This is a genomic window from Bacillus sp. A015 (genome assembly GCF_053851875.1).
Genome location: NZ_JBSPZB010000005.1, coordinates 88709 through 114782 on the forward strand (window position 1 = coordinate 88709; position 26074 = coordinate 114782).

A 26074-nucleotide genomic window follows, 5' to 3' on the forward strand; every position below is an offset into this window, starting at 1 on the left:
TGATTCCATAGGATAGGACGCCACTTTTTTGAAAAAATCGTGTATGATGTCAGTAAAGACTGAACACTCAAGAGGTGATGAGAGATGGACAAAGAGATGGTAATCGACCTCGTCACAGAACAAATGGCACGGATTCGAAAAGAAAAGAATTATACGCAGGACCGCATGGCTGAGGTACTTGGTTTATCGAAACGGCATTTGCAGCAGGTCGAAAAAAACAGACTGCGCCTCAACTGGACGCAATCTGCGGCCGTATGTGCATTATTCAGGGATAGTGACATGTTAAAAGGGACACTTGGGGATGACCCGCTTGAGATTTTGGAAGTCGTGGCACATGATGAATTGCATCTATCTGTTGAACGTACAATTGGCGGAAAGGTTTGGTGGCGGACCTCTATAAAAAAAGGCACGTTTCGTCTCCAGCAAAATGTGCTGAGTCAGCATTACCGTATCTTAGATGATGAGAATTATCGCTATTATAGTTCGTTTAATAAAGAAGAAGCGAAGCGGCGGTTAGAGGAATTAAGCCAGCTGTCTTCACCTTATTCATAAGCAGCTGATATCAAAAAGAAAAGAGAGGCGCCCGTATGATAGGGACCTCTCTTTTCTTTGTTTATACTTTCAGAGTGTTTTTCGCCCGAATAAAGGCAACAAGCTGTTTGATTTCTTCATCGGTTAGTGGAACGCCATCTACGAGGATGGTTCCTTCTTTTGCTTCCGTCAGTTCAATTTTGATATCAGAGATTTTGCGTTGGATCTCTGGCTCGTCCGTTCTACCAAGTAAAAAATCAATGGACGTATCATACAAATCAGCCAGCAGCTTCACTGCTTCAAGCGAAGGTCGTCGGTACCCAGATTCGTAACCGGCATAGGTGCTTTTGGCGATACCTAGGCGATCTGCCGTATGCTGGAGAGACCATTTTTTCTTTTTTCTAAGGGTGGTTAAACGATCGAGTATCATACATGAACGCTCCTTTATATACATCAACAGTATATCATATTTTGACATGGAGTGTACGCGTTATGCGTAATAATTTCTTGATTAATTCGCGATATGTGACTATAATGACAATGAAGGTACGCGTAAAGCGTATATTATAGAATAGCACAAGCTGGCTTATAATATGTGTGACAAACGAAGTAATTTTACTGAAAGAGGTGGACCTGTTGAAGAAATTATTGCTTTTAACCACTGGTGGGACGATTGCATCTGTAGAGAGTGAAAATGGTTTAGCTCCAGGTGTTAAAGCTGAGGACCTTTTAAGCTATTTAAACGAAATTAATGCAGAGTACACAATGGACACAAAGTCCCTGATGAGTATAGATAGTACAAATATGCAGCCTGAATACTGGGTGGATATCGCAACAGCCATTTATGAGAATTATGATCAATACGACGGCTTTGTCGTCACTCATGGAACCGATACAATGGCCTATACATCAGCAGCTCTATCTTATATGCTGCAAAATCCTGATAAGCCGATTGTTATTACAGGTTCACAAATTCCGATTACGTTTAAGAAAACAGATGCGAAGAAAAACATCACAGATGCGATTCGTTTTGCATGTGACGGTGTAGGCGGCGTATACGTCGTGTTTGATGGAAGAGTGATTCAAGGAACACGCGCAATCAAACTAAGAACGAAAAGCTACGATGCATTTGAAAGTATTAACTACCCATATATTGCATCGATTGAAAACCATCAAATTGAATACAATAGCAAAGTAAAAAGAACATCAATGAAACCGCTTAAATTAGATGCATCCTTGAACACGGATGTTTGTCTATTAAAACTGCACCCAGGACTTAAGCCTGAGTTTTTAGAGACGATCAAAGGTGTGTACAAAGGGGTCGTCATCGAAAGCTACGGCAGCGGCGGAATTCCTTTCGAAGGAAGAAACCTTTTAGAAAAGATCAACGAATTGCTGGAAGAAGGCATTTCTGTTGTCATTACAACTCAGTGTCTCGAAGAAGGAGAAGACATGAGTGTGTATGAAGTAGGACGCAAGATCAATCAAGAACTGGTGGCACGTTCACGAAACATGAACACAGAAGCCATCGTGCCGAAACTCATGTGGGCATTAGGCAAAACAACAGATCCAAGAGAAGTGAAAAAGATTATGGAAACGCCAATCGCAGAAGATTTAGTGATTTAACTATTCTATAGAAAGCAGGTCATATCAGATGGTTCAAGCAACTTATCGCTACGAGAAGGATTTTCTTGGTGAAAAAGAAATTCCGGCAGACGTGTATTATGGTGTTCAAACCCTTCGTGCAAAAGAAAATTTCCCGATTACAGGGTATCGCATGCATGAGGAACTTATCAGAGCCTTTGCCATTGTCAAAAAAGCAGCAGCTCAAGCCAATATGGAAGTTGGACGTTTATATGAAGGAATTGGCAATGCCATCGTTCAAGCGTCTGATGAAGTCATTGAAGGTAAGCTGCATGAGTACTTCATTGTAGACCCAATTCAAGGCGGCGCAGGAACTTCGATGAATATGAATGCCAATGAGGTCATTGGTAACAGAGCCCTAGAGATCATGGGACATCAAAAGGGTGAATACATTCATTTAAGTCCAAACACACATGTGAACATGTCGCAATCGACGAATGATTCATTCCCAACCGCTATCCATATTGCTGTGTTGAAGCAGTTAGACATTCTGCTTGAGACGATGCAAGCGATGCAGGACGTATTTCAAAAGAAAGCGAAAGAATTCGATCATGTGATCAAAATGGGTCGTACGCACCTGCAGGATGCTGTTCCGATCCGTTTGGGACAGGAATTTGAAGCATACAGACGCGTTCTAAGCCGTGATATTAAACGGATTAACCAATCGAAGCAGCATTTATATGAAGTAAACATGGGTGCGACAGCTGTTGGGACAGGCTTAAACGCAGATCCACGCTATATTGAGATCGTGGTGAAAAAGCTCGCTGATATCTCAGGTCTTCCGCTTGTAGGCGCAGAGCATCTCGTAGATGCCACGCAAAATACAGATGCTTACACAGAAGTCTCTGCAGCATTAAAAGTATGCATGATGAACATGTCTAAGATTGCCAATGATCTTCGTTTAATGGCATCTGGTCCGCGTGCAGGTCTTGCTGAAATTGCATTGCCAGCCCGTCAGCCTGGATCATCCATTATGCCTGGGAAAGTCAATCCAGTCATGGCAGAGCTCATTAACCAAATTGCATTCCAGGTCATTGGGAACGACCACACCATCTGTCTTGCTTCTGAAGCGGGTCAGCTTGAGTTAAATGTGATGGAGCCTGTTCTGGTCTTTAATTTACTTCAATCTATTAGTATAATGAATAATGGATTCCGTTCATTCACAGATCATTGTTTAGCGGACATTGAAGCAAATGAAAAACGTTTGAAAGAATATGTAGAAAAAAGTGCAGGCGTGATCACTGCCGTGAACCCTCACTTAGGCTACGAAGCAGCCGCTAGAATTGCAAGAGAAGCTATTTTGAAGGGACAATCGATCAGAGATCTTTGCTTGCAGTATGATGTTTTAACGGAAGAAGAACTTGATATTATCTTAAATCCTTACGAGATGACAAAGCCTGGTATTGCGGGTCAAGAGCTGCTAGAGCGACAATAATATCAAAAAATTTATTTTATCAATATGACGAATTGCCTGTGACAAAGAGAAAAACAGGCAATTCACTTTCTTTCGAATTGGCACACTTTTTTCACAATATTTTGAAAACGCTTAACGCACGCACAAAGGGAGGAAACAAAATGAAATCACCACGTCTGCCGTCTTTGACAGAGGTCGTGTCTGTACTTGGCTTGTTTTTAGCAATTGTTTTATCATTTACTCTTTACTTCAAATTAGATATTCAACTAGCATTGTTTATCTCATGGTTTATGGTGATCGCTTTAGGGATTCGATTGGGACATTCATATAAGGATCTTCAAAATGCGATTACAAAAGGGATATCAAATGGTTTAGATGCTATCTTGATCTTAATTGCTGTTGGTGCACTTGTTGGAACATGGATTGCTGGTGGTGTTGTACCTACATTAATCTATTATGGCCTAGAATTTATTCATCCTAACATTTTCTTATTAGCTACACTTGTTATTTGTGCCATTATGTCCATTGCAACAGGAACCTCTTGGGGGACGGTTGGAACGGCAGGTATTGCCATGATTGCGATTGGTGAAGGTCTTGGGATTCCGCTTCCAATTGTTGCAGGTGCCGTTTTATCTGGAGCCTACTTTGGTGATAAATTATCGCCATTATCAGATAGCACCGTACTCGCCGCTTCTCTTTCTAAAGTAGACGTGCTGGCGCATGTAAGAGCTATGATGGTCTTATCCATACCAGCCTTTGTGATTACAGCGATTATGTTTACGATTACAGGCTTTATGTATGGCGGTCGAAACATTGATCAAGATAAAGTAGAGTTTTTGAAAAATGCACTTCATGATACATTTACAATTAATATCTGGATGGTTATTCCGGCTGTAGTTGTTGTGTTATTGCTCGTATTTAAGAAACCTTCAATGCCTGTTATCGCCATTGGTGCCCTCCTAGGCTCGATTTGGGCCATGGCTTTTCAAGGAATGAATCCGGCAGATGCGCTTGCTACGGCTTATAATGGCTTTTCCATTAACTCAGATGTAGATTTCTTAAATACCCTGTTAAACCGTGGCGGTATTGTCAATATGCTAGGATCTTTAGTGGTGATTATCCTCGGTCTTGGTTTCGGTGGTGTACTTGAATATTTAGGAGTATTAAAAGTCATCGTCTCTATGTTTGAGAAGAAATTGCATAATGCAGGAAACGTCACTCTATCCACACTAGTTGTTGCTTTCTTTGCGAATATTTTTGGCTGTGCTATGTATGTATCAATCATTCTTACGCCAAAAATTATGGAAAAGAGCTATGATAAATTAAAATTAGACAGACGTGTTTTATCCAGAAACTCTGAGGTCGGTGGTACGCTTACGTCTGGTATGGTTCCATGGTCAGATAACGGGATTTACATGGCGGGAATTCTAGGCGTATCGACATTCTCTTATTTACCATTTATGTGGTTGAGCTTTGTCGCCATTGGTCTTGCAATTATTTACGGATATACTGGGAAATTCATTTGGTACGTCAAAGATCAACAAGAAAAAGAAGAATCGGCATCATAAGCCGTTTGCAAAAGCCGCTCCTCACCGGGCGGCTTTTGTTTGTCCTAGGACCGAGAGACTATATGTGATACAAAGCAGGTGATTGTGATTTTAGACCCCCTATAAAAGAGGTCTTAAGGTGTGGTGTGAAGGAGAATAAAAGCATATTTATACCATAAAAAGGGCACAAATCCCTATTCAAACATGAGTCTTTGAGCCTTATAATAACAATATTGGAAAAAAAGCTATTCACCATTACGCTTGTTTAGAGGGAATCTAAGCAGCGTTTTTATATTTTGACAGGAGGAGGAATCCCTATGAGCTTATCGGATATGCTGTCTGCCCTTAACGGAGGCATTTCAAATAAAAAAGCAGAGATCGAAGAGAAGATCGCTCGACTCAAAAAGGCGAAAAGCAAGATTGAACGTGAACAAGATGCGGCAGAAACAGACCTAAAGCAAATCAAGCAGCCAAAGCTTGGGACCTCTTGGAAAGGTGAGAGAAGCCAGGATTTCAAATCAGAGCGGAATGAAGCACATGATGCGCTGAAAACGATCGTGAACGACAAATACCCACGCTACGTGAGCCGCATTGAATTCAAAATCAATACATTAGAAGCTGAACAAGCTGCCTTATCCTTTGCCAGTTCCTTAGCTGGAGACGCCGCACGTCTTGCTGAAAAAGGAGAAGACGCAGTAGAAGACGCAAAACGCTTGATCTCAAAAGCATGGAGCAGCTTGTAAAGCTGGTGTCATGCTGAACAAACCTGGAGGATATCACAATGGGACAAATTAAGTTAAACTACCAAACAGTCATGGATAAATTAGATGAAGTCTCCCAAGCAGTCGAAGCTTTAACAATGAAAAAAGCAGCAGATCAAGCGGGTGAAAACAGCCTTGAATTTGTGACCAAGTGGACGGCACGTGAAGCAGAGGTGGGCGAATTGGTCTCAAGCTTTAAAGAAGCCTTGATTAAAAATGTTCAGGATACTCGCTCTAATGTGAAGACGTTAAAAGAACAGGATGAAGCGATTGCTGCGAAATAAATCAGCACAATCGTTTTATTTATTGCTTACATTGACATAGTATGAAATGTAGTTACAAAGACTCATATATAATTCAGGATTTATGTCCTTTGATTATTCCGTTTTCCTTCCAATCACTACGTTAAAAGGACACCTTTTTCCTATTTAAGCCTAAGGCTTTTCACCTTATACTATACTTAACGAAAGCGAACGATAGAAATGTCAGGATTGGAAAAAGCAGATGAGCTGCTCGGTTCCAAAGGCTCTGACGCAGTGCTTTCGTATGAGGTCCGATAGAGGTGGATGACATGAGTTTATCCGAGATGCTGCACCATCTGCATATGGGAATTGAAAACAAACGTGCAGAATTTGACGAAATGATCTCTCGGTTAAAGACAGCCAAAAGCAATATTCGAACAGAACAAGATCTTGCGCAGTCAGACTTAAAGGAAATCAAAAAGCCTGCTCTAGATTCGTCATGGAAAGGTGAGAGAGGAATAGACTTTCATCGCCATCGGAAAGAAGCCTACAGTGTGATGCACGACATCGTGAATAATGAGTATGAAAAATATATGTCTGAGATTGACCAAAAAATCCTGCACTTTGAATTGAAAAAAATGGAGCTGGCTGTCGCCAGTAATTTTGCAGGAAGAGCCCAGGACGTGATGGAAAAGGGCGAGGATTTTGCAAAGGATGTTAAACAGTTGATTGAACGGGGCTGGAAAGCTCTTTAATACAATAAACGAAACAGCCGCCCTATGAGCGGCTGTTTTTTTGTTTAATCACACCCTCCGCTACTTCCGCCTGAATCACTCCCGCAGGAGGCATCTGAAGCATGATGAGTATAGGAATCAGTATAGTTACTTGTCGTTGAACTGTGATGTGCAGAATGCTTAGAAGATGTACGTTTATCCTTTGGTGTGAGAATGTGGGCAATGAATGCTCCTAAAGAAGCCAATATGATCATGACAACAAACATAAAAGAACCCAGGATGCATCCCTCCTCTTGTTTCCTATTCATACGTTTGCACCATATCGAAGTTCCCGATCTGAAAGAAAAACTGGGCAAAGAGTTCTATTTTCGTTTATGATGATAGGCAAAAGTAATTGCCGGGGAGGGGAATCCATGCTATCTCTACGTCAGGAGGAGCTCCTGAAACGATTGATGCAAGCGGAACAGGAACTGACAAGTGAAGAAATTGCCCGCGTGATTGGGGTCACATCAAGAACAATCCGAACAGATATAAAAGCGCTTAAATCAATATTAGAAGAACATGGAGCAGTACTTCAGATGAAACGCGGGGCAGGGTATATATTGAACGTCGAGGATTATGGGGCATTTCGTACATTTTTGAAAAAGTCGATGAGAGAAAGAAATGAGAAAAAGGAACAGGTGATTCCGAATCAGCCTGAGGACCGCGTGGCTTATTTACTGAAAAGACTGCTTCTGTCAGACGACTATATCAAATTAGATGGATTGACAGAGGAATTATTTGTGAGTGAATCCACAGTGAAAAATGATCTGAAAGCAGTCAGGCACTTGTTTTCATTACATGGACTTTCTGTGTCTCATCGCCCTAAATATGGACTGCGGCTGACAGGGGATGAAATGAAATTAAGATATTGTTTGGCAGAGCATGTGTTTCAGCAGGAGCATCCGAACCCTGCGCTGTTACCTGAAGAAACGTACCAATTGATTCAGGATATGGTGCGTTCACGTACTAAAGCAAGCGGTCTTCATGTGTCAGAGATCGGTTTAAGTAATTTAGTGACACATATCGCCATTGCGTGCAAACGAATTGAAGAGAAAAAATTGGTCATGATGCCAGAAGCGGAATTGAAAGACATTCAAATACAGCCTGTTTTCCAGATTGCTAAACAAATGGCAGAAGATATTCGCCACGTGTTAGGCATTGATTTTCCGTCATCTGAAATGGCGTACATTGCGATTCATTTAATGGGGGCAAAGATGATGGCGTATGGAGAAGCCGGCCACACGCTATTTCACATGCTTGATGAAAATCATTTTCGTTTCACCCACCAATTACTTGCTTATGTAGAGGAACACATGTCACTTGATATTCAGACGGACAAGGAACTGATCGTAGGATTAAGTCTTCATCTGAGGTCAGCCATTCATCGTTTCCGGTATGATATGAACATCCGTAACCCCTATTTGCCAGACATTAAAAGGCATTATCCCATTGCGTTTGAGGCAGGTGTCTATATGGGCAGATGGCTTAAGGAAAAAGAGGGCGTGGAGATCCATGAAGATGAGATCGGGTATTTGGCGCTCCATATAGGGGCTGCAATAGAGCGGACAAAAACACAACATGTGAGAAAAAAATGCCTCATTGTGTGCGCGACGGGTGTCGCCAGCAGTCAACTTCTTCTTCATAAGCTCAAGGCGGCTTTTAGCGGAAGGCTCGAGATTGCAGGAACTGCGAGTGTCGGCGACCTTCCTTCGTATGACCTAAGAAACATTGATTTTCTGATTAGTACCATTCCGCTTCAGAACACGCTGCCGGTGCCAGTGATTGATGTACATACCATCCTAAGTGACAATGATATATTGCGGTTGAAACGATTTGTGCAGGATTCACAAGAGACAGGGGTTTTGCGGTATATCAGTCCGAAGATGACGTTTTTTCAGCAAGACCTCCAATCAAGGGAAGAGGTTCTTCAATTTTTCGTGAACGTGTTACACGAACAAAATCGAATCCCGGACGAGTTTGAACAGTTGTTGCTGGAAAGAGAGCGAGTGTCACCCACGTCGTTCGGTCATTTGGTCGCGATTCCTCATCCGATTAAGCCGGCAACAGATGACACGTTTTGTGCAATCTGCACGTTGAAAAAACCGGTGCTTTGGGGAGAAGAGCGAGTACAAGTCGTTTGTTTGTTGAGTATCCAGAAGACGTATCAAAAAGAATTGCAGTCGCTTTATCAATTTCTTGTGCGGCTGACAGAGCGGAAGGAAGTGGTAGAGCAAATCATCAAAGCCGCTTCATTTGAGGAGCTGACGGCGGCGCTGCAAGTATTGGAACAGCCAGTTGAAAAAACTGGACACCCATTTCCGCTTCTGTGAGGAAAAAGATTAGATGTTAATGAAAGCGCTTTTAAAATAATATCAAAAAGGAGGATGATCACGAGTTGTTGTAAAGGGGGAGACGGATCATGAGCTTCAAGGAGAAAGCGGCAGACGTCATGGGACATGTGGCTTATCGCATCACCAATCAGAAATATATTATGGCGATTAAACAGGCATTTGTCACACTGATGCCAATCATCATTACGGGGGCTTTTGCTGTACTGGTGGCGAATATGATTATGAGCCCGGAAACGGGGCTTGCTCATTTTGAGATATTCAGGTTTTTAGCAGAGCTTCAGCCTATTATGAAAGCAATCAATTATGCCACGCTGAACTTTTTAACGATTGGGGCTGTGTTCCTCATCGGGATTGAGCTTGGGAAAATCAACGGACACAAGTCACTCTTCCCAGGGTTAATGGCATTGATTTCATTTATATCTGTTATTCCAACGACACTTCTTCTTGAGGTCGATGGATCGATGCGTGAGGTTGTAGATGTACTGGCAAGACAATTCTCCGATCCAAAAAGCTTATTTTTAGGCATGATCATTGCCATCGTATCTGTGGAGATCTTTTGTAAGCTGACCGAGGTAAAATGGCTTCAAATCAAGATGCCAGATTCTGTTCCGTCGAATGTTGCGACATCTTTTTCTTCACTTTTTCCATCGATTATTACGATTACGATCATCAGTTCATTCGGGTTTGCGTTTCACCGTTTGACAGGCATTTATTTGCACGAAGCGGTGTATAACGTGGTGCAGCGCCCGCTTGAAAGTGTTGTGCAGGGGCTGCCGGGCATTTTAACGCTGATGTTTGTGGCACAATTTTTCTGGGTGATTGGTATCCATGGCAACCAAATGATTAAGCCGATACGGGAGCCGCTGTTATTAGGGTCTATTGCTGTGAATATGACGGCTTTTCAAGAGGGGAAAGAGATTCCGAATATCATCACCATGCCGTTTTGGGATGTGTATATGAGTATTGGTGGTTCCGGTGTGACCATTGGGCTCTTGATTGCGATTTTTATAGCTGGGAGAAGGGAAGAGATGCGAAGTATTGCCAAGCTCTCATCAGGACCTGGACTGTTCAACATCAATGAACCCGTTATTTTTGGATTACCCGTCATGCTGAATCCTGTGATGGCGATCCCATTTATCGTCACACCGCTTGTGACAGGTACGATTGGTTATATCGCGACGGCTACAGGATTTGCTGGGAAAGCGGTTGTGATGGTGCCGTGGACGACACCACCGATTGTAAATGCATGGCTATCCACTGCTGGCAGCATGGGTGCTGTCATCACGCAGCTTATCTGTATTGTGGTCGCTGTCTTTATCTATTTGCCATTTGTTCTCTTGTCCAACCGCAAGCCAGAAGCAGCACCTGATTCAGAATAGAAGGAGGGTCATGAATGAACATGCAGTTTAGATGGTATGGGAAGGACTTCAAATTCAAACGAAGAAAGGGCAGGGTGTCGACATGAACAGAATTGAGATTCCAAGTGATTTTATCCTAGGTGCTGCGGCTTCTGCTTGGCAGACGGAGGGATGGAAAGGAAAGCAGGCGCATCAGGACTCGTACATAGATGTGTGGTATAAGGAAGGGTATCACGTGTGGCATGAAGGGTACGGGCCGGCTGGTGCAACGAACTTTTACAAGCGCTATCCTGAAGATGTAGCCTTAATGAAGGAGATTGGCCTGACTCATTACAGGACATCGATCAATTGGTCAAGGTTTCTCATTGATTACGAGAGTGGGATTGTGGATGAGGCATATGCTCGTTACATTGACGATCTGATCAATGAATTAATCGCCGCAGGTGTAGAGCCGATGTTTTGCTTAGAGCATTATGAGCTTCCTGCCGTTTTGCTAGAGAAGTACGGCGGATGGTCATCAAAGCATGTCGTCGAGCTGTTTGTTCTCTATGCGCAAAAGGTGTTTGAGCGCTATGGAGATCGAGTCAAACATTGGTTTAGCTTTAATGAACCGATTGTTGTCCAGACACGTGTTTATCTAGATGCAATCCGGTATCCCTTTGAGCAAAATACGAAAAAATGGATGCAGTGGAACTATCATAAAGCCTTGGCGACAGCAAAGGTTGTGAAACTGTTTCGGCAGCTGGGATTGAAGGAATCAACGGGTGCAAAAATCGGGGTGATCCTCAATCCAGAAGTGACGTATGCAAGATCTACTGCACCACATGATCAAGAAGCGGCCCGCATGTATGATTTATTTTTTAATCGCGTCTTTTTAGATCCCTCCATCAAAGGGGAATATCCAGAGGAACTGCTTGAGGTGTTGAAAAAGCACGACATTCTTTTCGATGCGACAGAGGAAGAGCTTCAGATCATCAAGGATCATACGGTGGATGTCGTTGGGCTCAACTTGTACTATCCGCATCGTGTCAAGGCGCCGAGTAAGGCTTGGAACGAAGGGACTCCTTTTCACCCATCATATTATTACGATAAGTTTGAGCTTCCAGGGAGAAAGATGAATCCATTCAGAGGCTGGGAAATCTATCCGGACATTGTCTATGATATGGGGATGAGAATAAAAGAAGAATACGGAAATATTGAGTGGTTTGTGGCCGAAAACGGCATGGGTGTAGAAAAGGAAGAGCGGTTTAAAAAAGAAGATGGCATCATCGATGATCAGTACCGAATTTCATTTATCAGCCAGCATTTGAAGCGGGCACTTCAAGCGAAAGCAGAAGGATCAAATTGCAAGGGCTATATGCTGTGGGCATTTACGGATAATGTCTCACCGATGAATGCATTTAAAAACCGCTATGGATTAGTAGAAATTCAGCTGGAGAATGAGCGGAATCGTCAGTTGAAAGCATCAGCGTATTGGTACCAGACATTAATCCAAACGAGGGAACTGAAGGTTGAAGCAGATGTCATCTATAAATAGGAGTGATGGGATATGAAACGAATCATTCTCGCTTGTGCAGCAGGAATGTCGACCTCAATTGTGGTGTCCAAAATGAAGGCAGCCGCAGAAGCAAAAGGGCTAGATTACTATATTTATGCCATACCTGAAGGAGCCATTGCTGATGAATTAGAAGAGCATGGAGAAGATGTGAAGGTCATTTTACTAGGACCGCAGGTTAGCTTTATGAAAAAGGCAGCAGAAAAAACAGCGGCACCTTATCAAATACCTGTCGATGTCGTAAATGTGAGATTATATGGAACAGCGAACGGAGAAAAAATTCTAGAGCATGCACTGAAACTAGCAAATGAATCTTGAGCAATCGGAGGAGAGGCGGATGACGGTATTAGAGGAAATGCAGGGAGCAGCCTTTCAAATCATTGCCCATGCAGGTGAGGCGAGAAGCCATTATGTAGAAGCGATTCGTCTCGCAAGAGCAGATGACTTTGAAAAAGCGCAGCAGTTGATCGAAAAAGGGGAGGAAGCGTTTCGAAGCATCCATCACCTGCACTTGTCGCTCATTCAAAAAGAGGCGGCAGGTGAACAGCTTCCCTTTTCTTTACTGCTGATACATGCAGAAGATCAAATGCTCACAACAGAGACCATTCATCTGCTCGCCATTGAGATGATAGAAATGTGTAAAAAAATGAACACCCTGTCAAAATAGATGTCAGCTATTAACCAATTTCTGTTATAATCATTCGGTAGATAGAGAGAAAGCAGGATTGGTGAATGAAAAAAATATGTATGTTGATTGCGGTTGGCCTTATGATGCTGCTCATTTCGGGCTGTATGGGAAAGAAGGAGCAAACGGAAGGAAACCAGCAAGTAGTCAAAGAGGAAAAGGGTCAATTACAAGCAAAAGAAACAAAACAGATTCAGCAGAAAGAAGCGACAGTGATAGATACACAAAACTGGATTGAGCAAAAGGAGCCGATTGAGCTTCCGATCTTGATGTATCACAGCATTTCCAGCGGCAACTCATTACGTGTGCCAAAGAGCGAGTTTGCGGCTCATATGAAATGGCTGAAGGACAACGACTATGTCACACTGTCGCCGGAAGAGGCGTACCGCGTCTTCACAACAAATACGAAGCCAAGTGAAAAGTGTGTCCTGATTACATTTGACGATGGATATACGGACAACTACACAAAGGCATTTCCGATTTTAAAGCAATACGGGATGAAAGCAACGATTTTTATGATTGAGCAATCCATTGGCCGTCCGCATCACTTAACAGATGATCAAATGGATGAGATGATGGCACATGGACTATCCATTGAGAGTCATACGATTCATCATTTAGAGCTCAATCGTTTATCAAAGAAGCAGCAGGAAGAGGAATTAAAAGGATCAAAGGCATTCTTTGATCAGCGGTTTTCTCAGCGTACGAGAATGGTCAGCTATCCGGTTGGGCGCTATAACGAAGACACGCTGAAGCTGGCGAAGAAAGCTGGATATCAGATGGCTGTCACCACTGAACCAGGACATGCGAAAAAGGAACAAGGCATGATGTCCTTACACCGCCTTCGCATTTCACCGGGACTTTCACCCGAAAGTTTTGGCAGGCTGGTAGAAGGACATTCGTAGAGGTCAGATCACAGATGTTTCATGTGAAACATTTTACGACAAGTTTCACAGTCAGATAAGTGAATCGACAACAACATATGGCTTTATGGTTTAATCTAGGCTTGGTCTCGAACGTGATACTAAAAAACAGAATGTTTTTTGGATATTGAGAAAAGAAAGGAAGAATAAACGATGTCAAATTTCTTTGGAATCGATCATGTTCAATTAGCTGCCCCAAAGGGTAGTGAAGAGAAAGCACGTTTGTTTTTTGGGGAAATTTTAGGAATGAGGGAAATACCTAAGCCTAGTCATTTAGTTAAACGTGGTGGTGTTTGGTTTCAATGCGGCAATCATCAGCAGCTTCATATTGGCATTGAAGATCATTTTCAAGCTGCCAAAAAAGCCCATCCAGCTTTTCGTGTAAAGAGTTTATCAAAATTAAAAGAGATATTAGTGAAACATCATATTCGTATAAGAGAAGATCAGCCCTTGGATGGAGCAATCAGGTTCTATGTAGATGATCCATTTGGAAATCGAATTGAATTTTTAGAGAGAATAGAGTAGAAAACACACCTACATGTTTTAAGGAAATATTCTCAAAAAAACAATAAGGCTGTCGAGATTTTCTCGACAGCCTTATCTTTTTATAGAAAATCCGTTATTGATAAACGGGATAGCCCGTTATTTTGATATCTTTCCCCAGCTGTTCAACGGCGAGTTGATCCAGTTCAATTGCATCACTCATGAGGCGTATGCCTTCGCCTCCGAAAAAGGAAGGAGAGAGTCGTCCGCCAATGAGCTTAGGTGCCATGTAGATGACCAATTTATCTACAAGATGCTGCTCTAAAAATGAGGCGTTGACTTGGCCGCCGCCCTCAATCATAAGGGAGGAGACATTTCTTTCTCCGAGCACTTGAAGTACTTCTTGTAAAGGCACTCGCGTGTCGCCATCTGTCATAAAGACGCTGACGCCAGCTGCTTCTAAAGCGGCCCGTTTTTCCTCATCTGCTTGCTTTGTTGTAAAAATCCATGTAGGTGCCAGCTGATCAGTGACGATCTTTGCCGCCAACGGTGTCGAAAGCTTAGAATCTAGGACAATTCGAATTGGATGATGACCATTTGGAATCCGCGCGGTTAATGAAGGATCGTCATGAATGACGGTTTGAGCACCGACCAAAATCGCATCATTGATACTGCGGATGTGGTGAGCGTCATAACGGGAAGTTTCTGACGTAATCCACTTGCTGTCAGACGTAACAGAAGCAATTTTTCCATCTAGGGTGATGCCCGCTTTGAGCGTCACGAACGGCGTTTTTTTCGTAATAAAGTGGTTAAACACTTCATTCATGAGAATGGATTCTTGTTCAAGTACGCCCGTGATGACTTGGATACCTGCGTCTTGTAAAATGGCAATCCCACGGCCAGCGACAAGCGGGTTCGGATCAAGTGCTGCTACGACAACGGTTTCGACGCCGGCTTTGACAAGTGCTTCAGCGCAAGGGCCTGTGCGGCCATGGTGGGAACAAGGCTCTAGGGTCACATATATCGTGGCTCCTTTTGCCTTGTCTCCCGCCATTTTGAGTGCATGAATTTCAGCATGTGGTTCGCCGGCCTTCATGTGAGCACCGACTCCAACAATTTCATTATCGCGCACAATCACAGCCCCGACGAGGGGGTTCGGTGATGTCTGTCCTTTCATGGCACGTGCATTTTCTAGGGCTAGATTCATATATCGCTCATGATGTGGCAATCGTATGCACCTCTTGATCCGCCTTCATGTGGCCTGACCGGTTAATTTTTGTCTGCAAGTATTTTTCGTTGAATTCAGAGACGTCACCCCAAAGCGGAATGCGTCCAGAAAGAGAAAGACCTGCATGACTGATGGCATCTGTCTTTTTCGGATTATTGGTAATGAGTCTTACTGGCTTTGTACGAAGTGTTTGAAGAACGGCAATGGCTTCTTCATATTGACGCGTATCATCTTCGAAACCAAGCGCTTCATTTGCTTCCACTGTATCATAGCCGTTCTCTTGAAGAATGTAAGCCATGGCTTTACTGAAAAGGCCAATGCCGCGCCCTTCATGGTTGGCTAAATAAAACAGGGCACCTGCTCCATTGTCCTCAATCATTCGCATGGACTGCTTCAATTGGAAACCGCAGTCGCAGCGCTTGCTTCCGAAAATATCGCCAGTGTGGCAAATGGAATGCATGCGGATACAGGCTTCATCCGCGTGCTCGAAATCCCCATACACAAGAACGCTTGATTGCTGATGATCGGCAAGCTGGCGGGAGGAGAGGCTTTCAATTAAAGCTTCATCTGATAACGGTTGTTTTCCGTCGTCCTTTAACCATGAATACCAGTTGAACATCACGGTTCTGCCGTCTAAATTTACTGGCAGTTTAATGGGACCAGTGATATATATATATCCGTCTTCTTGCTGTACTCGTTTGATTTTATCTTTTAAAATAGCTGTTTTAAGACCTGTGTGTTTGTCCATATTCTGCACCTTCTTTTTTGTCTGTTTCTTCAATCTGTAAACGAACGAGAACGCCAAATGGATCAACAAATGCGTTACTTTTTCCTGTCGTTTCTACGTGAATGCCTGCTTGTGTCAGACGTTCGACGGCGGATTGTCTGTCTGCTTCTTCAGGGAAAATCAGTGTATAGCTTCTAATTCCTGAAAAACGTGGATCAATAGCTCCTTTTCTTCCGCGTCCCCATGCATTAAAGGCAAGGTGATGATGGTACACACCAGCAGCGATAAATAAACTTGCTTGGGGAGCCATTCGGATATGAAAACCGAGCGTGTTCACATAAAAGGAATCAGCTTCTTCTGGGTTAAGATGGAAATGTAAGTGTCCCATGACTGTACCAGCAGGGAGTCCTTCCCAGGTGGAATCAGCGGCTTCTTGCAGGAGACCATCTCCATCAAGCGGTGCATTTCCGCCACCTTTCAGTTCTCCATGCTCACCTACCCAAACGTCCTCAGGACGATCAGCATAAATTTCTACGCCAATGCCGTCAGGATCACTTAAATAAATGGCTTCACTGAAAAAGTGATCGCTTGCTCCAATTAAAGGATAGCCTTTTTTGATCACATGTGCCAGCCATGTGCCCAGGTTTTTTCTGGTAGGTAATAAAACAGCAAAATGATAAAGTCCTGGCTCATGATCAGGCTTCTCCTTCAGCTGTGCATCTTCTTTTAACAAAAGGATCGGTTCCTTTGCATGGCTGCCAAGAGTGACGGCGGAATCCGTCTGTTCTAATATAGTAAACCCTAAAATGTCTGTATAAAAAGGTAAAGAACGCTCAAAGTTGGACACATGTAATTCTGTTACACCCAATCTTAGCTGCTCAATTGTCTTCAAGCTCGGTCAGCTCCTTCATGATATATGCGTCGGCATGTTCAAATGTTTTTGAAAATCTATAAAAATGTATATCTTGTTACTTTTAGTAACTAAACTATATAATAGTTAGTTACTTATTTCAAGTAATTAATTGTGTTATAATGAAAAAAAGAGAGAAAAGCAGGAGGGAGTAAGGTATGGCTCAAGTAGACGGCTGCCCAATTACAGATGCCATGGAGATTCTAGGCAAGAAGTGGGTGATTCTCATCATCAATCAGCTTCTCACAGGGCCCAAGCGTTTTTGTCAGCTTGAAAATGAAATGAACATCAGCGGAAGATTATTATCAGAAAGGCTAAAGGATTTAGAAGCTGAAGGACTCGTTGAGAAAAAAGTATACCCCGACATTCCGGTGCGGATTGAATATAAATTAACAGCGCAAGGGAAGAAAATAGAACCGATTATTCGTGAAATGTACGCATGGTCTTTAGAGCGAAAAAACAGCAAAAAAGGGGAACATGTCCCTTCCTGATCGAAAGGACTGCCAGAAGTCGGTAACCCAATGAGCCCGGACATGGAAATCATCCAATCACTTCAACCGACAGATGACGGCGCAGGAGATGGCAAAGGAGATCGCTGTTCTCATGCAGACGAGAACGGCCATCCCATCGATGACAGTACGTGAGCTGATTGCACTTGGACGCAGTCCGCATCGTTCAATCTGGAAAAAGAGCTCGAAGACAGATCATGAAGCGATTGAGTGGGCGCTTGATGTGACAAACAGCCGCGGCAATGAAAACAGGATGCTGCATACATTGTCAGGCGGAGAAAGGCAAAAGGCGTATATTGCGATGGCGCTTGCTCAGAAAACAGAGACTATTATTCTGGATGTGCCCACAACTTACTTAGATATTGCGCATCAGCTTGATTTATTAGAGCTGCTCAAACAGCTGAATGAGACACATGGGATCACCATTTTAATGGTTCTTCATGACCTGCAGCAGGCAGCAAAGTATTGTGACCGCCTCATTGCGATGAAGCGTGGTCAGGTGCATCAAAATCAAATAGGGGCACCAACAGAAGTATTAACAGAAGACTTTGTGAACTGGACAAAATCTCAGGCGTTTGGTGATGCGCACGCTCATGGAAAAGCGAAACCTGAAGGACTATTAAAAAACAAAATTACGTACTATGAAGTACAAGTGACAAGACCAGCTTTACAGAAAAAAGCCTAAATTTCATTACAGCGCTGCCGCCGAGATGCAGCGCTATTTTTTTGCGGTTTTTTTCTTTCCGTCACATATTTTTGACAAAGTATTCAAACAACTGACACAATACCATCCAATTTTTAGGTAAAATTTACTTTATTTTTGAAGCGTATGGGTGTAAAGTACAGGTATAAATAACTAACCAAATGAAATTCAAGAGTAAATTTTCATTGAGTGAACCATTTCAAATAGGCTGTTAATTGTGAATCATTGAACAAGCAGTGAAATTTTTGTGAAATGGTGAGCATAAAGATCTTGAATCATTCGGCATGTGAAAGTAAGGGAGGATGTAAGGCTGTGAGTGAGCTGTTTTTAGCAAGATTTCAATTTGCTTCAACGACATTATTTCATTTTATTTTTGTTCCTATGTCTATAGGTTTGGTGTTTATCGTCGCATTGATGCAGACCCTTTATGTAGTGAAGAAAAAAGACATCTATAAAAAGATGGCGAAGTTTTGGGGTCACCTTTTCTTAATCAACTTTGCAGTAGGTGTGGTGACAGGGATTCTGCAGGAATTCCAGTTTGGGATGAACTGGTCTGACTATTCAAGGTTTGTCGGTGATGTCTTTGGTGCACCGCTTGCCATTGAAGCACTATTGGCCTTTTTCCTTGAATCTACATTTATTGGACTTTGGATTTTCGGCTGGGATCGTCTGCCGAAAAAAATTCATTTATTGTGTATTTGGCTTGTTTCCCTTGGTACGATCTTTTCGGCGTTTTGGATTTTACTAGCTAACTCATTTATGCAGGAGCCAGTTGGATTTGTCATTAAAAATGGCCGTGCAGAAATGAATGATTTTGGCGCTCTTGTCACGAATCCGCAGCTCTGGGTAGAGTTCCCGCACGTTCTGTTCGGTGCGCTGGCAACAGGCGCTTTCTTTATTGCAGGTGTTAGTGCCTATAAAATGATCAAAAAACAAGAAATCGCCTTTTTCAAAAAATCATTCCAGATTGCCATGGTACTCGCTTTAATTTCTGGCTTAGGTGTGGCGTTCTCTGGACATGACCAAGCAAAGCATTTAATGAAATCACAGCCGATGAAGATGGCAGCAAGTGAAGCCCTTTGGAAGGATAGTGGAGATCCAGCGGCTTGGACACTATTTGCCAACATTGACACAGATAAAAAAGAAAACTCTGCAGAAATCAACATTCCGTTTGCTTTAAGTTATTTGGCTTATTCGAAGTTCAGTGGAGATGTTCCAGGTATGCTGACACTTCAAAAAGAATATGAAGCTAAGTTTGGCCCAGGAGACTACATTCCTCCAGTGAAAACAACGTTCTGGAGCTTTAGAATCATGGTCGGTGCGGGAATGCTTATGATTTTTGCTAGTATGATTGGCTTGTACTTGAGCTTTAGAAAGAAACTTGAATCAAACAAATGGTATTTACGCTTTATGGTTTGGATGATTGCGTTCCCGTTTATTGCAAACTCAGCCGGCTGGATCATGACTGAAATCGGGCGTCAGCCGTGGACCGTCTTTGGCATGATGACGACCGCTCAATCGATTTCACCAAACGTATCCTATGGCATGCTATTATTCTCAGTCATTAGCTTTACGACCATTTATCTGATTCTTGCCATCTTGCTTGCCTACTTATTCATTCGAGAAATTAAAAAAGGTGCACATTCTGAAGAGGATACAGAACAAAAGGATGAAACGGACCTGTCTACAGATCCATTTGATGGAGGCGCATATCATGGCATATCTTAACGAGATTTGGTTTATTCTTGTCGCAGTATTGTTTGTTGGGTTTTTCTTCTTAGAAGGATTTGATTTTGGTGTAGGGATGTCCATGCAGCTGCTTGGAAAGGATGCGCATGAGCGCCGCATTTTAATCAATACGATTGGTCCTTTCTGGGATGCGAATGAGGTTTGGCTGATTACAGCTGGCGGTGCTATTTTCGCTGCATTTCCTCACTGGTATGCCACGATGTTCAGCGGATACTATATTCCGTTTACGGTTCTCCTATTAGCGCTCATTGGGCGGGGGGTCGCCTTTGAATTCCGAGGGAAAGTTGAGAAAGCCTCTTGGATCAAAGCATGGGACTGGGTCATCTTCTTTGGCAGTCTGCTGCCACCGTTTTTACTCGGTGTGCTATTCACAAGTATTTTACGCGGGATGCCAATTGATCAAAGCATGAACATGTACGCTGGTTTCACGGACTTTGTGAATCTTTATTCAGTGATCGGCGGGGTAGCAGTGACGGTTCTTTGCCTCCTGCACGGATTGATTTTTATCACACTTCGTACAGAGGGTGATTTAAGAGACCGTGCAAGAAAGCTTGGTCAGCGTGTCCTGCTTATTGCACTGCCAGTGCTTGTCCTATTTGTCGGTGTGTCCATCATGGAAACAGACATTTACACAGTGCGCCCGATCATCACCATTCCTTTAACCGTGCTGATTGTGGTTTGTTACGTAGCGGCTCTATTCTTTATGAAAAAAGAACGTGATGGCTGGACATTCTTGTTCACAGGTGCGGGCATCATGGTGACTGTGACAATGCTTTTCACTGCATTGTTCCCGCGGGTCATGATTAGTTCGATCAACCATGCGTTTGACCTCACCATTCACAACGCTGCATCAGGATCTTATTCATTGACGGTCATGACGATTGTCGCCATTTCTTTGCTGCCTTTTGTGCTTGGGTATCAAATTTGGAGTTATTACGTCTTCCGTAAACGTGTAAGCGGTAAGGAGCCAATGACCTACTAATGGATAAACGTTTGCTTCAATTAAAAGGAATGAGAGGGCTTCTTGCCCTCTTAGGTATTGTGTCACTCATCCAAGGAGCAAGTATTATTTTCCAAGCACAGTGGCTGGCACATGCCATTACAACGCTGTTTGACGGGAAAAGCCTCTCGCAGGCAACGCCTTATGTCTTGCTGTTTCTTGCTGCCTTTCTGGTGCGGCACGGTCTCACCTTCATTCGGGAGAAAGTGATGTTCACCTACTCTTCCCGAATTGGAGCAGACGTCAGAAAACAGCTGTTAGACCAACTCTTTCGTTTAGGTCCAGCCTTCACAAAGAAAAAAGGAACAGGAAAGCTAGTGACATTAGCGATGGAGGGAATTGCCCAATATCGTCAGTATTTACAGCTGTTTTTGCCGAAAATGGTGAACATGGCCGTTATTCCGGTGATGGTCCTCGTTTATGTTTGGACATTAGATCAAACATCTGCCGTCATTTTGATTGTGACGCTGCCGATTTTAATTGTTTTTATGATTTTGTTAGGTCTTGTTGCTCAGCGTAAAGCGGCCAAACAATGGAGATCGTATGAGAAATTATCCAATCATTTTACTGATTCCCTCCGCGGCCTTGAAACGCTTCGTTACTTAGGTATTAGCAAAAAGCACTCCCGTAATATCGCAGAGGTGTCAAAGCGATATCGAAAGGCGACCATGAGCACGCTGAAGGTCGCATTTCTTTCATCGTTTGCCCTCGATTTCTTTTCTATGTTATCGATTGCGACCGTTGCTGTATTTCTTGGCCTGCGATTAATTGAAGGGGAACTTCTGTTATTGCCGGCTTTGACGGCGCTTATGCTGGCTCCGGAATATTTCCTGCCAGTACGTGAAGTGGGAAATGATTATCATGCGACGTTAAATGGAAAAGAAGCGAATGAGGCTATTCAGGTCATTTTAGATGAAAAGGGCTTCCACGCGCAGGAGACACAATCAGTGCAGCTAAACGAGTGGAATGAACAAGCTGTGCTTACGCTGCAAGATATTTGTGTCCTGCATGATGAACATGCTCCTTATTCCATTCAGGATGTGGATTTGACTGTCAAAGGAAAGAAAAGAATCGGAATCATTGGTGCCAGTGGTTCAGGAAAATCGACGTTAACCGATGTCCTCGGCGGCTTTGTTGAACCGTCTTCAGGTCAAATGACGCTAAACGGTCAGCCGCTTGTTCATTTACAGATGAAGGAATGGCAAAAGAAAGTCGTCTATATGCCGCAGCACCCCTATTTATTTCACATGACATTAAGAGAAAACATTCGTTTTTATGAACCACATGCAACAGACGAAGAAGTGGAAAGAGCTGTGCAGGCGGCTGGGTTATCTCAGCTTGTAGCGCAGCTACCAAATGGACTGGATGAGGTCATCGGACAGCAGGGAAGAGGGCTAAGCGGCGGCCAGGCACAAAGAATTGCGCTTGCTCGAGCTGTGCTGGGCCAGCGGTCGATTATGCTGTTAGATGAACCAACGGCGCATCTCGACATTGAGACGGAGTATGAATTGAAGGAAACGATGCTTCCGCTGTTTGAAGATAAGCTCGTGTTCTTAGCGACACATAGGCTTCATTGGATGCCGGAGATGGATGAGATCATTGTCATGGATCATGGAACCATTGCAGAAATGGGGACACATGAATCATTAATGCGAAGAAAAGGTGTGTACTATCAATTGGTACAGGAGCAAATGGGGGCGGTCACACATGGTCAGTAAAGGCTGGTTTATACCTTATATCAAGGAGAATCAAAAGCTGTTTGCCTTGGTGCTTTTTTTAGGAGGCATTGCGGTGTTCTCTGCTTCTCTGCTGATGTATACGTCGGGATTTTTGATTTCAAAAGCCGCCACAAGACCTGAGAATATATTGATGGTCTACGTCCCAATCGTGGCTGTACGTACCTTTGGTATTTCACGTTCTGCTGCTCGCTATGCAGAAAGGCTTGCGAGTCATCAGCTCATTTTGACGATGATTGAAAAAATGCGGGTGCGTCTGTATGACATGGCTGAACGAAGTGCCAAACAGACAAAGCTTGGTACAGGTGAAATGCTTGGACTCTTATCAGAAGATGTGGAGAGATTACAGGATGCGTATTTAAAAACAATCTTTCCATCCATCGGTGCGCTGCTTTTATATGCAGCATCGATTGGGGCACTTGGACTTTTCTCATGGCCATTTGCTGGATTGATGCTGCTCTATATGGCACTTCTCGTATTTGTTTTCCCATACGTCACAGTGCTTGTGAACCGGGCGAGACAAATTCAAATGAAAAAGGGCAGAAATGAACTGTACAGCCATTTAACAGATGCGGTCATGGGAGTTAGTGACTGGCTGTTTAGCGGCAGACAGAAAGATTTTGTTGACGGCTATGAACAGAAAGAAGCGCAGCTGTTAGCGCTTGAAGCTGCCAAGCACCGGTTTATCCGTCTGCGCCAATTTTTTGCGCAGCTGATCATTGGAGGAGCAGTTGTGCTTGTGGTGTATTGGAGCGGCTCAGTTGTTCAGTCAGGTTCTATGCCGCACACGCTCATTGCGGCCTTTGTGCTTGTGCTGTTTCCGTTAACAGAAGCCTTTCTTTCGCTTTCAGATGCGGCAGGTGACATTCCTGTTTATCAGCATACTGTTAGCAGATTACATCATTATGAAAAGCAGTCGTATGAAGGAGAATCTGAGAAGGAATTCGTTGATCAGTCAATCATTTCTCATGATCAAGCTGTCTGTTTTGAACAAGTGTCCTTTGGATATGATGCGCATCAATACGTGCTAAAGCAATTTTCGTTTTCGCTTAAGCAAGGAGAATCACTTGCTCTCTTAGGAAAAAGCGGTGCAGGCAAATCGACCATTTTAAAATTGTTAGAAGGGGCGGTCGTGCCAAATCAAGGTGCTGTCAGCATTCAGGGGAAACCGGTGCAAAGCATTCAAGAGAACGTGTCAGCTTATGTGTCTGTCCTCAATCAACAGCCTTATTTATTCGATACGTCTGTTTTAAACAATATTCGCTTAGGATCCCCAGACGCGACAGAAGAGCAGGTGAAAGAAGCGGCGAGACAAGTGCAGCTGCACGATTACATTGAATCTTTACCAGAAGGCTATCACACAGGTGTACAGGAGACAGGAGTTCGTTTCTCAGGCGGAGAAAGACAGCGTATGGCGTTAGCTCGGATCTTGCTGCAACACACACCGATTGTGGTATTAGATGAGCCAACCGTCGGACTTGATCCACGGACAGAGCGTGAATTGGTTCAAACAATCTTCCGTGTGTTAAAAGGAAAAACCGTCATTTGGATTACCCATCACCTGACTGGCTGCGAGGCGTGTGACCGCATCATGTTTATTGAAGATGGCTACATTGAGATGCAGGGGAAGCATCAGGATTTATTGAGAGAAAAACAGCGTTATCAAAGGCTGTATGAGATGGATCGACCGTTTTCAACAATATAAATAAAATGAATGACAAGAACGTTCGGACAGGTGATCTCTGCCCGAACGTTTTGTGGTTTAAGGGTTTACTTTTCCTACACCAGCATTTGATACAACCTCTGATTTGACATTGTTCACGTTAAGCAAAGAGTAGTTATAAGGAGGGTTGTACGTACCTGTTGAAGACGTTGGCAGACTGCCTGTGCTGTTAATATAAGAGTTGTTGATGACATGCCATGTACCCACTTGACGGCTGTCCCAGCTGCCGATGGCATTGTTTGTATTTTCAAATACGTTGTGCTCAATTCTCATTTTAGCGCCCATACGAGAGTTGATTGCAGTTGTATGGATGCCTTTGTAATAGTTGTTATACACATGACCTTCCCCGTAGCGCATAGACGGTACACGAGAGTTCAAGTTTTCAAAACGGTTGTTGTGGAAAGTAATTTTTCGGTTGTAGTTATCGTTATCGGAGCTGCCCATAAGCATCGTTTTCCAGCTGTCATGGACATAGTTCCATGAGAACGTAATGTAATCAGAGTCATTTTTCACATCGAATAAACCATCATAGTCATCTTTACCAGAGTTCAATGTGTTGTAGAGCTCATTATGATCCACCCATACGTTTTTAGAACCGCCTTGGATTCCAATGGCATCCTTATCACCGATTTTGCTGTGATGAATTTTCAGGTTGCGGATGATCACGTTATTGGCCCGCCATACCTTAATGCCAATTCCGTTAAATTCGCCTTTCGTGCCTTTACCGACGATTGAGACATTGTTTGTATCTTTGACATCAATTTTATTTGCAGATGTATTAGAAGGGGTAATCGTCCCGTCTACGACGATTTTTAATTTTTCATTTGTTCCTTTACTTTTGAGGGCGGCTAATAGTTCATTTCCGGTCTTTACTGTCACTGTTTTACCGCCTTCACCGCCTGTTGTGCCGCCATTCAATGTGGAGAATCCTTGCTGATTAAAATTGGCCATAATAGAAGGACTTTCTGGATATTTGGCTGCCGCATTTGCCTCCCCATTTGGTGCAAATAATGAAGTCACGAGACCAACCGCTAACATACCAGCTAACATTGGAACTTTTTTCTTCAAAATCAACCTCTCCATTCTATTTTGATTTAATGTAAACGTTTCCAAAATAAGCTGCGATTCAAACGCTCCTCCTTCTTTCGCCGGCATCGCCTCATTCGGAATGTAGGAAGAGCATAGCACGCAAAAAGGTATCATCGGCTAAGAATTGGCGCTGTGTATTCCATGATTTTCTAGGAAACCAAGGCGATGATTATTTTATTTTCATCTAAATGAGATAAGGACCATTGACGATAGGTATTGGGGTGACATCATGATTATGGGAAAGGGGTTCTCCATTCTATGGAAAATCAAGATGATTACGAAAGCGTCATTTTGTTAGAGACAAAGAAATGTCATAATCATTACATAAGAAAAAATTGGATATAAAACGAACCAATGACCGGATCAGCAAGGAGAAAAGGAGACATTTTTAAAAAAATAGGATCTATTTTAAACGATGTTATCATCCGTG

General features: G+C 43.1%; 27 protein-coding genes. 21 read left to right on the plus strand and 6 right to left on the minus strand.

Going from position 1 to position 26074, the window contains the following annotated elements; translation table 11 throughout:
* The first annotated feature begins 84 nt into the window (after window positions 1-84).
* On the plus strand, window positions 85-552 hold the full coding sequence (locus ACSLGF_RS06190) for a helix-turn-helix domain-containing protein (protein WP_456003443.1): 468 nt from the start codon (window positions 85-87) through the stop codon (window positions 550-552).
* A 61-nt stretch (window positions 553-613) separates the two neighbouring features.
* Here the strand turns inward: ACSLGF_RS06190 and ACSLGF_RS06195 are convergent, their stop codons facing one another.
* Window positions 614-961, minus strand: a complete 348-nt coding sequence (locus tag ACSLGF_RS06195) for a helix-turn-helix domain-containing protein (RefSeq protein WP_034321796.1) — start codon at window positions 959-961, stop codon at window positions 614-616.
* 206 nt (window positions 962-1167) lie between these two features.
* Between ACSLGF_RS06195 and ACSLGF_RS06200 the strand changes: the two genes are divergently transcribed.
* From ACSLGF_RS06200 to ACSLGF_RS06225, 6 genes are all read left to right on the plus strand, one after another.
* Complete coding sequence (locus ACSLGF_RS06200; protein ID WP_456003446.1) at window positions 1168-2157, plus strand: asparaginase; 990 nt, start codon at window positions 1168-1170, stop codon at window positions 2155-2157.
* Between the two features lie 28 nt (window positions 2158-2185).
* A complete protein-coding gene (gene aspA / locus ACSLGF_RS06205; RefSeq protein WP_456003449.1) occupies window positions 2186-3610 on the plus strand; it encodes an aspartate ammonia-lyase in 1425 nt (474 codons plus the stop codon).
* Between the two features lie 140 nt (window positions 3611-3750).
* Window positions 3751-5157, plus strand: coding sequence for a Na+/H+ antiporter NhaC (gene nhaC, locus ACSLGF_RS06210; protein WP_456003451.1), 1407 nt, complete (start codon window positions 3751-3753; stop codon window positions 5155-5157).
* A gap of 296 nt (window positions 5158-5453) precedes the next feature.
* A complete protein-coding gene (locus ACSLGF_RS06215; RefSeq protein ID WP_456003453.1) occupies window positions 5454-5879 on the plus strand; it encodes a YwqH-like family protein in 426 nt (141 codons plus the stop codon).
* A 38-nt stretch (window positions 5880-5917) separates the two neighbouring features.
* Window positions 5918-6181, plus strand: a complete 264-nt coding sequence (locus ACSLGF_RS06220) for a YwqI/YxiC family protein (RefSeq protein WP_456003455.1) — start codon at window positions 5918-5920, stop codon at window positions 6179-6181.
* A gap of 287 nt (window positions 6182-6468) precedes the next feature.
* Window positions 6469-6894: a YwqH-like family protein gene (locus tag ACSLGF_RS06225; RefSeq protein ID WP_456003457.1), complete on the plus strand. Its 426-nt coding sequence runs from the start codon at window positions 6469-6471 to the stop codon at window positions 6892-6894.
* Window positions 6895-6938: 44 nt separating this feature from the next.
* Here the strand turns inward: ACSLGF_RS06225 and ACSLGF_RS06230 are convergent, their stop codons facing one another.
* Window positions 6939-7181, minus strand: coding sequence for a hypothetical protein (locus ACSLGF_RS06230; protein ID WP_456003459.1), 243 nt, complete (start codon window positions 7179-7181; stop codon window positions 6939-6941).
* Between the two features lie 105 nt (window positions 7182-7286).
* Here ACSLGF_RS06230 and ACSLGF_RS06235 point away from each other — a divergent pair, with 105 nt between their 5' ends.
* The 7 genes from ACSLGF_RS06235 (at window position 7287) to ACSLGF_RS06265 (ending at window position 14312) form a co-directional block, all read left to right on the plus strand.
* Window positions 7287-9245 (plus strand): BglG family transcription antiterminator, encoded by a 1959-nt coding sequence (locus ACSLGF_RS06235; RefSeq protein WP_456003461.1) that lies wholly within the window; start codon window positions 7287-7289, stop codon window positions 9243-9245.
* A gap of 89 nt (window positions 9246-9334) precedes the next feature.
* Window positions 9335-10645 carry a PTS sugar transporter subunit IIC gene (locus tag ACSLGF_RS06240; RefSeq protein WP_309219336.1) on the plus strand — a complete coding sequence of 437 codons (1311 nt, stop codon included), beginning with the start codon at window positions 9335-9337 and terminating at the stop codon, window positions 10643-10645.
* An 82-nt stretch (window positions 10646-10727) separates the two neighbouring features.
* On the plus strand, window positions 10728-12161 hold the full coding sequence (locus ACSLGF_RS06245) for a glycoside hydrolase family 1 protein (protein WP_456003463.1): 1434 nt from the start codon (window positions 10728-10730) through the stop codon (window positions 12159-12161).
* 12 nt (window positions 12162-12173) lie between these two features.
* Window positions 12174-12497, plus strand: a complete 324-nt coding sequence (locus ACSLGF_RS06250) for a PTS sugar transporter subunit IIB (protein WP_456003465.1) — start codon at window positions 12174-12176, stop codon at window positions 12495-12497.
* Between the two features lie 19 nt (window positions 12498-12516).
* A complete protein-coding gene (locus ACSLGF_RS06255) occupies window positions 12517-12846 on the plus strand; it encodes a PTS lactose/cellobiose transporter subunit IIA (RefSeq protein WP_144461484.1) in 330 nt (109 codons plus the stop codon).
* A 65-nt stretch (window positions 12847-12911) separates the two neighbouring features.
* Window positions 12912-13769, plus strand: a complete 858-nt coding sequence (locus ACSLGF_RS06260) for a polysaccharide deacetylase family protein (protein ID WP_456003468.1) — start codon at window positions 12912-12914, stop codon at window positions 13767-13769.
* A 171-nt stretch (window positions 13770-13940) separates the two neighbouring features.
* Entirely contained in the window at window positions 13941-14312 is a 372-nt protein-coding gene (locus ACSLGF_RS06265) for a VOC family protein (RefSeq protein ID WP_456003470.1), read from the plus strand.
* A 94-nt stretch (window positions 14313-14406) separates the two neighbouring features.
* Here ACSLGF_RS06265 and ribD read toward each other — a convergent pair whose 3' ends face one another.
* From ribD to ACSLGF_RS06280, 3 genes are read right to left on the minus strand one after another with little or no spacing between them, the layout of a single operon-like run.
* Window positions 14407-15498 carry a bifunctional diaminohydroxyphosphoribosylaminopyrimidine deaminase/5-amino-6-(5-phosphoribosylamino)uracil reductase RibD gene (gene ribD, locus ACSLGF_RS06270; protein ID WP_456003473.1) on the minus strand — a complete coding sequence of 364 codons (1092 nt, stop codon included), beginning with the start codon at window positions 15496-15498 and terminating at the stop codon, window positions 14407-14409.
* Entirely contained in the window at window positions 15485-16246 is a 762-nt protein-coding gene (locus tag ACSLGF_RS06275; protein WP_456003476.1) for a GTP cyclohydrolase II, read from the minus strand. The genes ribD and ACSLGF_RS06275 overlap by 14 nt, the downstream gene beginning before the upstream one ends.
* Complete coding sequence (locus ACSLGF_RS06280) at window positions 16224-17117, minus strand: VOC family protein (RefSeq protein WP_456003479.1); 894 nt, start codon at window positions 17115-17117, stop codon at window positions 16224-16226. Before ACSLGF_RS06280 ends, ACSLGF_RS06275 begins: the two co-directional genes overlap by 23 nt.
* Before the next feature lie 176 nt (window positions 17118-17293).
* On the opposite strand from ACSLGF_RS06280, the gene ACSLGF_RS06285 reads away from it, so the two are divergent.
* The 7 genes from ACSLGF_RS06285 (at window position 17294) to cydC (ending at window position 24537) form a co-directional block, all read left to right on the plus strand.
* Entirely contained in the window at window positions 17294-17626 is a 333-nt protein-coding gene (locus tag ACSLGF_RS06285; protein WP_230031607.1) for a winged helix-turn-helix transcriptional regulator, read from the plus strand.
* Window positions 17627-17656: 30 nt separating this feature from the next.
* Window positions 17657-17779, plus strand: a complete 123-nt coding sequence (locus tag ACSLGF_RS06290; protein ID WP_456003483.1) for a hypothetical protein — start codon at window positions 17657-17659, stop codon at window positions 17777-17779.
* Window positions 17739-18329 carry an ATP-binding cassette domain-containing protein gene (locus ACSLGF_RS06295; RefSeq protein WP_456003486.1) on the plus strand — a complete coding sequence of 197 codons (591 nt, stop codon included), beginning with the start codon at window positions 17739-17741 and terminating at the stop codon, window positions 18327-18329. Before ACSLGF_RS06290 ends, ACSLGF_RS06295 begins: the two co-directional genes overlap by 41 nt.
* Before the next feature lie 330 nt (window positions 18330-18659).
* Window positions 18660-20075: a cytochrome ubiquinol oxidase subunit I gene (locus ACSLGF_RS06300; protein WP_456003489.1), complete on the plus strand. Its 1416-nt coding sequence runs from the start codon at window positions 18660-18662 to the stop codon at window positions 20073-20075.
* A complete protein-coding gene (gene cydB / locus ACSLGF_RS06305) occupies window positions 20062-21078 on the plus strand; it encodes a cytochrome d ubiquinol oxidase subunit II (RefSeq protein WP_456003492.1) in 1017 nt (338 codons plus the stop codon). The genes ACSLGF_RS06300 and cydB overlap by 14 nt, the downstream gene beginning before the upstream one ends.
* Window positions 21078-22814, plus strand: coding sequence for a thiol reductant ABC exporter subunit CydD (cydD, locus tag ACSLGF_RS06310; RefSeq protein WP_456003495.1), 1737 nt, complete (start codon window positions 21078-21080; stop codon window positions 22812-22814). Before cydB ends, cydD begins: the two co-directional genes overlap by 1 nt.
* Window positions 22804-24537: a thiol reductant ABC exporter subunit CydC gene (cydC, locus tag ACSLGF_RS06315; RefSeq protein ID WP_456003498.1), complete on the plus strand. Its 1734-nt coding sequence runs from the start codon at window positions 22804-22806 to the stop codon at window positions 24535-24537. Before cydD ends, cydC begins: the two co-directional genes overlap by 11 nt.
* 57 nt (window positions 24538-24594) lie before the next feature.
* On the opposite strand, the gene ACSLGF_RS06320 is transcribed toward cydC, so the two are convergent.
* On the minus strand, window positions 24595-25638 hold the full coding sequence (locus ACSLGF_RS06320) for a pectate lyase family protein (RefSeq protein ID WP_456003762.1): 1044 nt from the start codon (window positions 25636-25638) through the stop codon (window positions 24595-24597).
* Window positions 25639-26074: the final 436 nt, after the last annotated feature.